Here is a 13606-nt window from a genome sequence, read left to right as displayed (position 1 = left end):
GGAGATCCCTAGGTTTTGACTTGATCTATCTCCAATCGTTCAGTGCGATGTGCCCTCACTGCGGGTGATCTTGTTCCAGACGTTGTATTTCCCCACGGGCTTTTTCATGGGCAGGCGCTTGACTTCCTTGAAGCTGGCGGCGTCGTAGACCACCAGTGCGCCGTCCATTTCCCAGACACTGGCGAGGGCGTAGCGGCCATCGCGGGTGAACTCGATGTGCGCCAGCGTCTTGCCGGGCTCGCGCACCTGGGCCACCGGCTGCAGCGTGCGCTTGTCGATGATGGTCAGAGTGTCCTTGGCCGTGGGGCTCATCATGGAGTCGGTCCAGGCGTAGGGCGTGTCCTCATGGCTGCGCATGAAGAAACCCGGGCCGGGCGTGGCGATGGTGCGTACCGTCTTCCAGGTCTGCATGTCGATGACGTCCACGGCCCCGCCGCCCAGATTGGGGCTGGCCAGCACAGTGGTGTCGCCCCAGGCGAAGGTGATGCCCGAGCCCAGGTGCGGCATGCCGGCGATGGGCAGATCGGCCACCTTGCGCCGGATGTCCAGGTTTACGACCTGCGCGCTTGCGCGTTCGTCGGCGCCACTGCGCGGGCGCGTGGCGCCGAGTACGTGGCGGTAGGACTGGTCGAAGAAGAAGTCGTCCAGCGGCTCGCTCAGGGGGGTGCGCCGCACGCCCAGGTAGCCGGGCTTGGCGATGGCCTCTCCCATCTTGTAGTCGTGCACCAGACCATCGTAGATGGGGGCCGCGTTCCGGTCGTACGAGATTTCCCAGAGCTCGGGGATGTCCTTGAGCGCCACCACAAAGCTCTTGCGCGGCGTGGCGTCGTACACGGCCGAAACGCGTGAACTCGCCTTGCCGTCGAGCGTGGCTGCGGCGTATGTCTGCACGAGGTTCAGATCGGCATCGAACAGCGCCAGCGTGTGGGGCAGGTAGTTGGCGGCCATCACCCAGCGCCCGTCGCCGCTCACGGCCACGTTGCGCATGTTCAGGCCAGCGCGTACCTCGGCCACCACGCGCAGGCGCCACAGGTCGTATTTGGTGATCCAGCCGTCGCGCGAACCGAAGAACACGTAGCGCCCGTCCGGCGTGAACTTGGGGCCGCCATGCAGCGCATAGCGGCTGGCAAAGCGCGTGATGACCTCGAAGCGGTCGCCGTCGAGCAGCGAGACATGGTGGTCGCCTCCTTCCACGACGAGGAAGAGGTTCATCGGGTCTGCGTTCCACTTCGGCTTGGCGGGCTCATCGTCGGGCACGGGCGTGAACGTGCGCGACGCCCGGATATCGTCCTCGCCCCAGCGCGGCGCGGGCACCACGGGGGTACGTACCCACGCGGCCAGGGCGCGAATCTCCGCGTCGCCCAACTGCTCGGAGAACCCGGGCATCTGGGTGGCGGGGCGCCCTTGCTGGATGACGCGCAACACCTCGGCGGGGCGCACACGCTCCAGGCTCTCGGGCAGCAGTGCGGGGCCCATGATGCCGGTGCGCTGCGCGCCGTGGCATACAGCGCAGTGCTGCTGGTACAGAGCGGGGGCGTTGGGCTGGAGGGCTTCGGTGGTTTGGGCGTGCAGGCCCGTGAGCCAGAACAGACCCAAGGCCGCCAGATAACGGCTCGGTCCAGACCAGCGGCTGCCGCGCAAGGGCCGCTTCGCCGCGGCGGTATCCACCTTTTTCGCGATAGCGCAGAGAAGGGGGAAGCGGCGTAGCCGCTCAGGGAAAGGTGTTTCTAGTTTACGCATGGGCAATCTCGATCGTGCGACGGCGCTCATGCTTGGCGGGGGACTCGAAGGGCGTGCTGGAGGCGCCCACTTCGGCATCGGTGAGGTAGCAGCCGGGGTCCTCGAACCAGGGGTTGCCAGTGAGCTGCTGTGCGCGCACGCGGGTGTTGCCATTGCAGATCGTGAGGTACTGGCAACTGGCGCAGCGGCCCTGGACAGGGCGCGGGTGCTGCTTGAGCCCCGCCATGAGCGGGTCGCTGGTGTCGTTCCAGATCTGCGAAAAGGGCCGTTCGCGCACGCTGCCCAGGTCGTGGTGCCACCACATGGTGTCGGGGTGCACATGGCCCAGGTTGTCGATATTGGCCACCATCTGGCCGCTGGCATTGCCGCCCCAGGCCACCAGGCGCTGGCGCAAGGCGTCTTCCCATTGCGGCAGGTGCTCGCGCGCCCATTGCAGCAAATAGGGACCGTCAGCATCGTTGTTGCCGCTCACGTAGTCGTCCAGGCTGCCGGCCTGGGCATCGGCCCATGCGTGGTTGAACAGCAGGTCCATGGCCTGGCGTGTGGCCTGGTGGTGCGCGTCCTTGTCGCGGTGGATGTTGCCCCGCCCCGCGTAGTTCAGGTGCGAGAAGTAGAACTTGTTGGCGCCCTCGTCCTTCATGAGCTGCAGCAGCGCGGGCAGATCGTGTGCATTCAGCGCTGTCATGGTGAAGCGCAGGCCCACCTTGACGTTGTGCGTGGCCAGGTGGCGGATGGCGGCCAGGCTGCGGTCGAACGCACCGTCCAGACGGCGGAACTTGTCGTGCGTGGGCTTCAGGCCATCCAGGCTGATGCCCACGTAGTCGAAGCCTGCGCCCGCGATGCGCGCGGCCATGGGCGCGTCGATCAGCGTGCCGTTGGTCGAAAGGCCGGTATAGAAGCCCAGGTCACGCGCGCGCGCCGCGATCTCGAAGAGGTCGGGGCGCAGCAGTGGCTCGCCGCCCGAGAGGATGAGCGCAGGCACGCCGAAGGCCTTGAGGTCGTCCATGACGGTGTATACCTCTTGCAACGACAGCTCTCCAGCGTAGTCGTGGTCGGCCGAGAGCGCGTAGCAGTGCTTGCAGGTGAGGTTGCAGCGCCGGATCAGGTTCCAGATGACCACGGGGCCGCGCGCGTGCCGTTCGCGCGAAGTGGGGTAGGTTCCGATGGCTTGGGCCTGGGCGAGTTCACGCAGGTACTGGCTGATGCGAAACATGGTCAGTCTTCCTTGAGGCGCAGGCCGGTCTTCTTGAGGATGGCCGTGGAGTACAGGATGTCGTGGGCGCGGCAGGCATCGCCCAGCAGGCCGGCAATCTGCTCGGCCTGTTGCTCGACATGCGCGCGGCTGGGGCCATGCAGCATGGCAAACAGGTTGTAGGGCCAGTGGGGCAGGTGGCGCGGGCGGCGGTAGCAGTGGCTCACGCCCGGCAGCGCGGCGACTTGGCGGCCCAGCGCGGCGACCTGGGTATCGTCCACGTCCCACACGCTCATGCCGTTGGCCGTGTAGCCCAGGCGGTAATGGTTGGGCACCGCGCCGATGCGGCGCACCAGGCCCTCGTCGATCATTCGGGCCAGGCGCTCGCGCACCTGCTCACCGGGCACGCCCAGCATGGCGCCCACGGCTTCGTAGGGGCGCGCCACCAGCGGCAGCCCGCCCTGCGTGGCGGCGATGAGCGCACGGTCGAAGGCATCAAGCGCCATGGCGTTCTCCGGTGGACTGCGCCGGCAGGGGCGGCAGGCGCAACTCCACGAAATACTCTTCTTCCTTGGGAAAGGCGTAGACCGGCAGGCCAGTCGCGGCTTCGATGCGTGCCAGGGTCTCGCGCGCCAGCGCGGGGGACTCGGCCGCCACCACGAACCACATGTTCAGCGCATGCTCGCGGCGGTAGTTGTGCGCCACCTCGGTGAAGGCATTGACGGCAGCGCACACGGCGTCAAAACGATCCTCGGGCACAGCCATGGCCGCGAGGACGAATTGGCCGCCTGCGCGTTCGATCTGGAAGAGCGGGCCGAAGCGCGTGAGCACCCCCTGGGCGAGCAGGCGGTGCAGGCGTTCGATGACCTGCTCTTCGGTCCAGCCGATGTCGGCGGCGACGGCGGCGAAAGGGTGGTCCACCAGCGGAAAGCCGCCGTGCAGGTGGTCGATCAGCCGAGCGTCTTCAGGGGAGAGCATCGACGGCCTCCTGCATGGGTTCGGGAATGGCATGGGGCGCATGGTGGGCAAACCGCCGCGCACCCGTCTGTTTGAAGCGCCGTAACGAAAACAGCACGGCGCTGGGGCAAGTGGCCAGGCCCGCCTGGGTCACGGCCTGCGCCAGCTGGGTATGCACCGCTGCGCGGTCGCGCCCATGCACCATGCAGTACAGGTTGTAGCGCCAGTCCGGCGTGCGCGCACGGCGGTACGCCAGCGTTACGCCGTGCGCATGGGCCAGGGCCATGCCGTGGGTGTCCACGTGGTCGTCCGGCACGTCGAACACGGCCATGGCATTCGCTGTGTAGCCCAGTTCATGGTGACGCACCACCACGCCGAAGCGGCTGAGCAGCCCTTCGTCCTGCCAGCGGGCAATGGTGGCCAGCACGGCGGGCGTGCTGCTGTGAAGCTGGTCGGCCCATACGTCATAGGGCCGCTCGGTCAGCGGCAGGCCCTGCTCGGCCAGCGCGGCCAGGGGCCAGTCTTCGGGTGCCAGGGGGGTGCGTGCGCGGCCCGTGGGGCCCGTGGTGCCGACGCCGTCCCCCACGCCTGCGGACGTCCTCTCCAGGTCGAAGGCGGTGTCGATGCGGTAGGGGCGCAGCATGGGCAGGCGCTGCACGGGCAGGCCGGTGGTGTGCTCGATGGACTGGAGCAGGCGCTCCACCTGGTCCGCGTCATGGCCGGTGGCCACGAACCAGAGGTTGGTGGTGTGCTCGCGCTCGTAGTTGTGGTTGACGCCAGGGTGGGCCGACACCGTGGCGGCCACGTCGTCGAGCCGTTCGGGCGGCACGGCCATGGCCGCCAGCAGGGAGGCGCCCCCCGCGCCCGGCGCGAACACCGCGCCGATGCGGCTGAGCGCGCCCGCCTGCCACAACCGTGCGTAGCCGCTGAGCACGGCCTCGGCATCCATCCCCAGGCTGTGGCCGATGGCCGCGAAGGGTTCGGCGCACAGGGGGAAGCCGCGCTGCCAGTGGTTGAGCAGCGCGAGGTGGGTTGCGTTCTGGCTGCTCGGCATGGCTTAGAACCCCATGCGCTGTGCGCGGGCAGTGAAGAAGATGCCGCTGGGGGCGTCCACGTCCAGCCTGGCTTGGGACTGCAAGGTGTGCGTGTCGTAGACCTGAACGCGGTTGTCGTCACGGCAGCTGATCCAGACCGATTCGCCGCGCGGCGTGAATTCCATGTGCAGCACGGCCTTGCCGGGCTCCAGCGTCTGCACCACGCGCTGGCTCGGAGTGTCGATGACCTGCACGCGGTTGTAGTCTGGCACAGAGAAGTTGACCCACACCTGACGTCCGTCGGGCCGCGCCATCACGAACACCGGCTGGCCCGCGACCGGAATGCGGCCGACCTCGGCCCAGGTGGCGGTGTCGACCACCAGCACCTCATGGCGGCCAATGGCCGGCAGATAGGCATGGCCTCCCGCGATGGCCCAGCCGCGCAGATGGGGCATTTTGTACACCGGCAGCGGTTGCTGGCCGCGGCCGTAGCCTGCGAGGATGCGGCGCACGCGCGGCGGGTTGTCCCAGAGGTCCACCATGGCCAGGCCGTCTTCACCGAACAGGCCGGCGATGTAGTGGCGTCCGTTGGGCGAGACCAGCGCGTCGTAGGGCTGGCGGCCGATGTTGGGGATGGTGGTGACCTGCGGCTTTCGGGGGTTGGAGCAGTCGGCGATGCAGATGGCGTTCGCGTCGAACAGGCTGTAGATGAACCGGCGCTGCGGCAGGTCGGCCAGGCCGACGACGCGCGAGCGTTCGCCACTGGCCGTGTGGGCGGGAAGGTCGGCCAGCAACTCCAGGGTGGCGGCGTCGAAGACCTTGACGCCGCCGGGCGTGTAGTTCTGCGCCACGACCAGGCTGCCGTCGGCGCTGATGGCGCCACCGATGGAGTTGCCGGCCTGCATTACACGGCCCGTGATGCGCTGGGTGAGCAGGTCTACCTGGGTCAGGCCGCCGTCGCGGCCGAAGACGTAGGCAAAGCGCTCGTCACGCGAGAACACCACCGAGGCGTGCGACAGGTCGCCCAGGCCGGTAACGCGGCCCACGGCTTCGCGCCGGCTGGTGTTGATCAGGGTGAGTGCGCCCTTGGCGCGCTCGATGACCACGCCCAGATCGCCCGTGCCCTGCAGCGTGGCTGCAGGAGCGGCGGAGGTGGAGGTGGTGGAAGAGGGAGCCGCACAGCCCGTGGCAATCAGGGGTGCACTGGCGGTAAGGGAGAGCAGGGCACGCCGTTTCATGGGGCGGACCTCCTGTTTTCTTCGGGGAACCCATTGGCCAGCTGTTCGGCGATCCACAGGGCCTCGCTTCCCTGCAGCATGGCGCTCCAGGGCGGCATGGGTGTTCCGGGGATGCCGTGGGTGATGACGGCAGCCAAATACTCGGGCGGCTTGCCGGCCAGGGCCTCGCGGGTGAGCGCGGGACCCAGGCCGCCCGTCAGGCGCATGCCATGGCACGAACCGCAGTCCTGCCGCACCATGCGCACGAGCTGGGCGGCTCGGTCAGGGTCGGGCGTGCCCTGTGCGCCGGCCGCCGAAGCGGCCAATGCCAGGGCCAGGGACAGGAACGCGGTGCGTGACATGGCTGGCCTTCGAAGTGCGTCAATAGACGTCGTGCTGGGTGTTGTACACGTTGAAGTGGCCGGTCGGCGTGATCAGGCGCGGGTCCTTGATCACGGACTTCAGCTTGAGCGTCTTGTCGTCCACGACGACCAGCGCACTTTGCTTGTCCTTGGCCGACCACACGGCGAACCACACTTCGTCACCTGCCTTGTTGTATTCAGGCTGGGTCACGCGCTTGGCGCCGCCGTCATCGGGCAGACCTGCCCATTCGGCGATCGGCAGCGTGACGTAGCCCTTGTCCAGGTTGTTGATGTCGAACACCACCACGGCTTGCGAAACCTTGGGATCAGGATTCAGCGGTGCGTCGGACCACAGGTGCTTGGACTTGGGATGGGTCTTGATGAACAGCGCTCCGCCGCCCGGGCCCTTGAGCTTGGCCACTTCCTTGAAGGCGTATTGCTTGTTCTTCTGCGGGTCGGTGCCGATCAGCGAGATGGTCTCGTCGCCCAGGTGACCCGTGGCCCACACCGGACCGTACTTGGGGTGCGTGAAGTTGGCGCCGCGGCCGGGGTGGGGGATCTTGCCCACTTCGGTCAGACCGGCCAGCTTGCCGTCCTTGGCGTCGATCGCAGCAATCTTGTTGCTGTTGTTGGCAGCCACCATGAAGTAGCGCTTGGATGCATCCCAGCCACCGTCATGCAGGAAGGGAGCCGAGCCGATCTCGGTGGTCTTCAGCGCATTCAGGTTGGAGTAGTCCACCATCATCGTCTTGCCGGTTTCCTTCACGTTCACCAGGAACTCGGGCTTGTAGTGCGATGCCACGATGGAAGCCACGCGCGGCTCGGGGTGGTATTCCTGCGTGCCGACGACCATGCCGCGGGTGGACACGATCTTCAGGGGCTCCAGGGTGTTGCCGTCCATGATGGTGTACTGGGGAGGCCAGTATGCACCGGCGATCGCCAGCTTGTCCTCATAGCCCTTGAACTTGGAGGTGTCCACCGAGCGTGCTTCCAGGCCCACGCGGATTTCAGCCACGTTGTCGGGCTTTTCCATCCACAGGTCGATCATGTTGATCTTGGCATCGCGGCCGATCACGAACAGATAACGCCCCGAAGCCGACATGCGCGAGATGTGCACCGCGTAGCCGGTCTTGACGATGTTGATGATCTGCTTGGTGTCGCCGTCGATCAGCGCCACTTCGCCCGTGTCGCGCAGCGTGGTGGAGAAGATGTTGTCCAAGTTGTACTTGTTCATCTTCTTCTTGGGACGCTGGTCTGGCGGCACGATGACCTTCCAGGTGTTCTTGGCGTCGGCCAGGCTCCACTCGGGCGGTGTGGGAGGGTCCTGCTGGATGTACCGGGCCATCAGGTCCACGGTCGCCTCGTCGAATTCGCCGGACGTCTGCCAGTTGGGCATGCCGGCGGGCGAGCCGTAGGCGATGAAGACCTTCAGGTAGTCCGTGCCCTTGCCCAGCGTGATGTCCGGGGTGAGCGGCTTGCCGGTGGCGCCCTTGCGCAGCACGCCGTGGCAGCCCGCGCAACGCTCGAAGTAAATCTGGCGCGCGCGGTCGAACTCGGCCTGCGTCATCTTGGGTGCCTTGGGGTTCGTGCTCTGGTACATGGGCACTTCCGCCAGCGGCGATCCGCCTGCCTGGTAGTTTTTCTCGGCCTCCGAGACTGGCTTGGCGTCCTGCGCCATAGCGGTGGCAGACACCAGGGTGGCGGCCGCTAATGCGACCAGCCTGGCAATCCTCTTTGCTGTCATTGTGGGTCCTCTGCGTCACGGATCAGCGCTTGGGTGGGCCCTGGCGGCTGCCACGGCCACTCTCGCGAGGTCGCTGTCCATCCCCTCTTCATGCGAGTGGGAGCATCGTCGCAGCGGGTGTTGCCGCTGTCCTTGAACTGGTTCAAGGACGCAAACGGTGCAGCCTTTGAACAATGGAGCCACCCCATGATCCGCAAAGGAGAGGCCCATATGAGCTTCATTGAAGATGCGCGCTGGTTCACCGTGGCACCCGCAGCAGGAGAGTCCGGACAGCCCCCGAAGCCTGGACACGTGACGCTGGTGGGCGCAGGCCCGGGCGACCCTGAGTTGCTCACGCTGCGCGCCGTCAAGGCCCTGCGCGGCGCGCGCCTGGTGCTCTACGACCACCTGGTCGGCAAGGAGGTGCTGCGCTACGTGGCCGAGGATGCCGACCTGATCTACGTGGGCAAGCAGTCCTCGCACCATACGCTGCCGCAGGAATCGATCATCGACCTCATGGTGCGCCTGGCGCGCAGCGGGCGCAGCCTGGTGCGCCTGAAGGGCGGCGATGGCTTCATCTTCGGCCGTGGCGGCGAAGAGGTGCAGGCGCTGGCCGAGGCCGGTATCGCGTTCGACGTGGTGCCGGGCATCACGGCCGCGCAGGGGGCGGGCGCCTGCGCCGGCATCCCGCTCACGCACCGTGACCACTCCGCGACCCTGGTGTTTGCCACCGGCCACCTGCGCGGCGACAACGAAGTGGCGCTGGACTGGGAGGCGCTGGCGCGCCCGCGCCAGACCGTGGTGATCTACATGGGAATGGGCACGCTGCCGATCATCTGCCGCGAACTGGTGCGCCACGGCCTGCCGGACAGCACGCCCGCAGCGCTGGTGGAGCAAGCCTCTCTGCCCGGGCAGCGCTGCATCACCGGCACGCTGCAGGACCTGCCCGCGCTGGCGCAGCAGCACCGCGTGCGTCCGCCGGCGCTCATCATCGTGGGCGACGTGGTGGCGCTGCAGCCGCAACTCATGCAGGGCATGCTGGCGACGATGGTGTGACGGGCGCCGGGCGCCGGTAGGGCGGCGGGTAGCGCTGGTTCTGAGGCATCATGGGCGCCTCATCTGGCAAAAGCCCATGCAACAAGACATCCTCATCAACTGGTCGCCGCAGGAAACGCGCGTGGCCGTGGTCGAAAACGGCGCCGTGCAGGAACTGCACGTGGAGCGCACGCTGGAGCGGGGCCTGGTCGGCAACGTGTACCTGGGCAAGGTCTCGCGCGTGCTGCCGGGCATGCAATCGGCCTTCATCGACATCGGGCTGGAGCGTGCGGCCTTTCTGCACGTGGCGGACGTGTGGCACCGCCAGGAAGGCGGCGAGGCGCCGATGTTCGCGCGCAAGAACGAACCGCCCGTGCCCATCGAGAAGCAGGTCTTCGAGGGCCAGGCGCTCATGGTGCAGGTCATCAAGGACCCCATCGGCAGCAAGGGCGCACGCCTGTCCACGCAGATCAGCATCGCCGGGCGGCTGCTGGTCTTCCTGCCGCAGGACGACCATGTGGGCGTGTCGCAGAAGATTCCCCAGGCCGAGCGCGACGCCTTGCGCACGCGGTTGCAGAAGCTGGTGGATGACCAGGCATCGGGCAACGGTGGCGGCTTCATTTTGCGCACCAATGGTGAGGACGCCAGCGACGAAGAGCTGGCCGAAGACATCGCCTACCTGCGCAAGACCTGGGCAGGCATCCGGCAGGCAGCGCTGACGCATCCGCCCACCTCGCTGCTGTACCAGGACCTGAGCCTGCTGCAGCGTGTGCTGCGCGACCTGGCGGGCGAGCAAACGCAGAGCATCCGCATCGATTCGCGCGAGCAGTTCGTGGCGCTGAAGGCGTTCGGCAATGAATTCATGCCTGCGGCCGCCGCCAAGCTGCAGCTGTACAAGGGCGAGCGCCCCATATTCGATCTGTATTCCATCGACGAGGAGATCGCCCTGGCGCTGGGCCGGCGCGTGCAGCTCAAGTCGGGCGGCTACCTCATCGTGGACCAGACCGAGGCGCTGACCACCATCGACGTGAACACCGGCGGCTACGTGGGCGCGCGCAACTTCGACGACACCATCTTCAAGACCAACCTGGAGGCCGCGGGCGCCATCGCGCGGCAGTTGCGCCTGCGCAACCTGGGCGGCATCGTCATTGCCGACTTCATCGACATGCTGCGCGAGGACCACCAGGCCGCGGTGTTGGCGGAGTTCCGCAAGCAGCTCGCGCGCGACCGGGTCAAGACCATGGTGGGCGGTTTTTCGCAACTGGGCCTGGTGGAGATGACGCGCAAGCGCACGCGCGAATCGCTGGCGCACATGCTGTGCGAGCCGTGCCCCACGTGCCAGGGCGCGGGCCAGGTGAAGACCGCGCGCAGTGTGTGTTACGACATCCTGCGCGAGGTGCTGCGCGAGGCGCGCCAGTTCAATCCACGCGAGTTCCGCGTGGTGGCGTCCCCGCGCGTGGTGGAGCTGTTCCTGGACGAGGAGAGCCAGCACCTGGCGGGCCTGTCGGACTTCATTGGCAAGCCGATCTCCCTGCAGGCCGAAAGCGCCATGGGCCAGGCGCAGTACGACATCGTGCTGTTGTGAGTTGAGGTCAAATTGGCCTCTAGCGCTTGTGGGACGGGCGCTGGCAGCTATCAAAAACATACCAACGTCGTGAGCCAGGGTGCGCCGCGGCTATCGCCCGTGCCGGTCGACGGCGGAAAGGTCGTGGTGAATGCGGGCCCCTCTCGTGCGCCTCAGGTCTTCCGGCGTTGGCGGGCGGGCAATGGTGGCATCCGCCGTACTGCCCCACGGCTTGCTCGGGGCTGCGCGGCGCAGTGGCGCGACTTTCCGCGGCACCTGTGTGCCACATGGGGTGTCACAGATGCAGGCCCGCGCCATGCGCTACGTCGCTCGCCGTCGATTGCGTGCGCCAGGAGGCAACGCTCCTGGGTGCTATTGAATGATGAGCTGCTAGCGCTTGCTGGATAAGCGCGGGGGCCTGTTTTGGCTTAAAGCGTGCGCAGGCGTTCGATGGCCGCACGCAGCGTTTCGTCCTTCTTGGCGAAGCAAAAACGCACGACGCGCTGGTCGAAGCCGTCGCCATAGAAGGCCGACAGGGGAATGGCGGCCACGCCGATCTCGCGCGTGAGCCACTGGCAGAAGTCCGCTTCGTTCAGGTCGCTCACGGCCGAGATGTCCACGCACTGGAAGTAGCTGCCGGTGCTGGGCAGCAGCTTGAGTCGCGAGCCCTCCAGCCCCTGGCGGAACAGGTCGCGCTTGGCCTGGTAGAAGGCCGGCAGCTGCAGGTAAGGCGCGGGGTTCTGCAGATAGTCCGCGAGGCCGTACTGCATGGGTGTGTTCACGGTGAACACATTGAACTGGTGCACCTTGCGGAACTCCGCCGTCATGGCGGCGGGGGCAGCCACGGTGCCCACCTTCCAACCCGTGACGTGGAAGGTCTTGCCGAAGCTGGAGACGATGAAGGCGCGTTCCGCGAGGCCCGCGAAGCGCGCGGCGCTCTGGTGCTCGGCGCCGTCGAAGACCATGTGCTCGTACACCTCGTCGCTGATCAGGAGCACGTCCGTGGGGGCCAGCAGTTCCTCCAGCGTGCGCATGTCGTGGGCCGTCCACACGGTGGCGCTGGGGTTGTGCGGCGTGTTGATGATCAACAGACGCGTGCGCGGCGTGATGGCCGCCGCGATCTTGGCAAAGTCAGGGCGGAAGCTGCCCGGCGTGAGCGGCACCCGGACCACGACGCCGCCGGCCAGCGCGATGTTGGGCACGTAACTGTCGTAGCAGGGCTCCAGCACGATCACCTCGTCGCCCGGCTGCACGCAGGCGAGGATGGCGGTGAGAATGGCTTGGGTCGCCCCGGCTGTGATGGTGATTTCGGCGTTGGGGCAATACGGGCGAGCGTGGAGTGCTTCAATTTTTGAAGCAACGGCCTGCCGCAGCGCGGGCACGCCGGCCATGGGCGGGTACTGGTTGTGGCCGGCCTGCATGGCGCGCGTGACGGCGTCGACCAGCTGCGGGTCGCAGTGGAAGTCAGGAAAGCCCTGGCCGAGGTTCACGGCCTGGTGTTCGGCCGCCAGCGCGGACATCACGGTGAAGATAGTGGTGCCCACGTTGGGCAGGCGGCTGGGAAAGTGGGGCGTGGTCATTGGGTGTCACTCATTCAAAACTGGCGCAACGCGTGGCGTTCCGACGGCCGCATGCCTTGCGAACACGGGTCTTGGGGCGGGCTTGCCCAGGCCGCTGGCGTCGTCCCCATGCGGGAAGCCTTAAAGCGGCTCAGGGCGCATCACAACTCATAGTCGTTGACGTGCCCGGTCATGGCGCGGGCGATCAGGTCGCGGCTCAGGCGGTCGCTCAGCAGCTCGGCGAACTTGTAGACGAAGTTGCGCAGGTAGGCGCCGCGCTTGAAAGCCACGCGCGCCACGCTCTGACCGAACAGATGGCCGACGGGGCGCACGACGAGGTCGCCCAGCGGGTCGTCGCGCATCGCCATCTCCGCCACGATGCCGATGCCCAGCCCCAGGCGCACGTAGGTCTTGATCACGTCGGAGTCGATGGCCTCCAGCACGATGCGCGGCTGCAGCTTGCGGGTGGCGAAGGCCTGGTCGATCTTGCCGCGCCCGGTGAATGAGGGGTGGTAGGTGATGAGCGACTCGTGCGCGATGTCCTCCAGCCCCACGCGCTCCTTTTGCGCCAGCGGATGGCTGGGTGGCAGCACCAGGACGTGCTGCCACTCGTAGCAGGGCAGGGTGACGAGGTCGGGATACTCCGCCAGCGACTCCGTGGCCATGCCGATCTCGGCCACTTCGTCGATCACCATGCGCGCCACCTCGTGCGGCGTGGCCTGGTGCAGGCTGATGTTGACCTTGGGATACGCCTCGCGTAGCTTGGCCACCGGTACGGGCAGCACATAACGCGCCTGGGTATGGGTGGTGGCAATGGCGAGGGTGCCGCTGTCCTGGGCGCTGTATTGCTCGCCGATGCGTTTGAGGTTGCCCACCTCGCGCATGATGAGTTCGATGCTCTTGAGCACGTGCTGGCCGGGCTCGGTCACGCGCTTGAGCCGCTTGCCGTGGCGCGCGAAGATGTCCACGCCCAACTCGTCCTCCAGCTCAATGATCGCCTTGGATACCCCCGGCTGCGAGGTGTGCAGTGCCTTGGCGGCCTCGGTGAGGTTGAGGTTGCGGCGCGCCGCCTCTTGAACGAAGCGAAACTGGTGCAGATTCATATTGAAATGCGGCTAAGAAGTCGCATCATTATGCTGCATCAATCTAACGGCGGGCACGAAAGGCGCAGATATCGTTAACAGGCCGTTGAAAAATCCCCCGCCGACGCCCGCGTTGGCCGC

12 protein-coding genes are annotated in these 13606 nt (G+C 66.9%); 2 read left to right on the top strand and 10 right to left on the bottom strand.

Annotated features, from left to right (window positions below; genetic code table 11):
- Positions 1-39 precede the first annotated feature (39 nt).
- Genes OX89_RS14765 through OX89_RS14730 form a run of 8 tightly spaced genes read right to left on the bottom strand, consistent with a single transcriptional unit; the run spans position 40 to position 8246 of the window.
- Complete coding sequence (locus tag OX89_RS14765; RefSeq protein ID WP_231403411.1) at positions 40-1740, bottom strand: cytochrome D1 domain-containing protein; 1701 nt, start codon at positions 1738-1740, stop codon at positions 40-42.
- Positions 1733-2953 (bottom strand): heme d1 biosynthesis radical SAM protein NirJ, encoded by a 1221-nt coding sequence (gene nirJ, locus OX89_RS14760; RefSeq protein ID WP_047351202.1) that lies wholly within the window; start codon positions 2951-2953, stop codon positions 1733-1735. Before nirJ ends, OX89_RS14765 begins: the two co-directional genes overlap by 8 nt.
- A gap of 2 nt (positions 2954-2955) precedes the next feature.
- Positions 2956-3438: an AsnC family transcriptional regulator gene (locus tag OX89_RS14755; RefSeq protein ID WP_011805158.1), complete on the bottom strand. Its 483-nt coding sequence runs from the start codon at positions 3436-3438 to the stop codon at positions 2956-2958.
- Positions 3428-3910, bottom strand: a complete 483-nt coding sequence (locus OX89_RS14750; RefSeq protein ID WP_047351201.1) for an Lrp/AsnC family transcriptional regulator — start codon at positions 3908-3910, stop codon at positions 3428-3430. The genes OX89_RS14755 and OX89_RS14750 overlap by 11 nt, the downstream gene beginning before the upstream one ends.
- Positions 3897-4943: an Lrp/AsnC family transcriptional regulator gene (locus OX89_RS14745; RefSeq protein ID WP_047351200.1), complete on the bottom strand. Its 1047-nt coding sequence runs from the start codon at positions 4941-4943 to the stop codon at positions 3897-3899. The genes OX89_RS14750 and OX89_RS14745 overlap by 14 nt, the downstream gene beginning before the upstream one ends.
- A 3-nt stretch (positions 4944-4946) precedes the next feature.
- A complete protein-coding gene (locus OX89_RS14740; RefSeq protein ID WP_011805161.1) occupies positions 4947-6161 on the bottom strand; it encodes a cytochrome D1 domain-containing protein in 1215 nt (404 codons plus the stop codon).
- Positions 6158-6502: a cytochrome c gene (locus OX89_RS14735; RefSeq protein WP_015913259.1), complete on the bottom strand. Its 345-nt coding sequence runs from the start codon at positions 6500-6502 to the stop codon at positions 6158-6160. The genes OX89_RS14740 and OX89_RS14735 overlap by 4 nt, the downstream gene beginning before the upstream one ends.
- A gap of 19 nt (positions 6503-6521) precedes the next feature.
- Entirely contained in the window at positions 6522-8246 is a 1725-nt protein-coding gene (locus tag OX89_RS14730) for a nitrite reductase (RefSeq protein ID WP_047351199.1), read from the bottom strand.
- Positions 8247-8456: 210 nt separating this feature from the next.
- On the opposite strand from OX89_RS14730, the gene cobA reads away from it, so the two are divergent.
- Both cobA and rng read left to right on the top strand, forming a co-directional pair.
- Entirely contained in the window at positions 8457-9281 is an 825-nt protein-coding gene (cobA, locus tag OX89_RS14725) for a uroporphyrinogen-III C-methyltransferase (protein WP_041839006.1), read from the top strand.
- Positions 9282-9357: 76 nt separating this feature from the next.
- A complete protein-coding gene (gene rng, locus OX89_RS14720) occupies positions 9358-10845 on the top strand; it encodes a ribonuclease G (protein WP_011805165.1) in 1488 nt (495 codons plus the stop codon).
- Positions 10846-11252: 407 nt separating this feature from the next.
- On the opposite strand, the gene OX89_RS14715 is transcribed toward rng, so the two are convergent.
- Positions 11253-12404 (bottom strand): pyridoxal phosphate-dependent aminotransferase, encoded by a 1152-nt coding sequence (locus tag OX89_RS14715; protein WP_047351198.1) that lies wholly within the window; start codon positions 12402-12404, stop codon positions 11253-11255.
- 140 nt (positions 12405-12544) lie between these two features.
- On the bottom strand, positions 12545-13486 hold the full coding sequence (locus OX89_RS14710) for a CysB family HTH-type transcriptional regulator (RefSeq protein WP_047351197.1): 942 nt from the start codon (positions 13484-13486) through the stop codon (positions 12545-12547).
- Positions 13487-13606: the final 120 nt, after the last annotated feature.

The organism is Diaphorobacter sp. J5-51, from assembly GCF_001023515.1.
GTDB classification, from domain to species: Bacteria; Pseudomonadota; Gammaproteobacteria; order Burkholderiales; family Burkholderiaceae_C; genus Diaphorobacter; species Diaphorobacter nitroreducens.
This window is presented reverse-complemented; position numbering and strand designations above follow the sequence as displayed.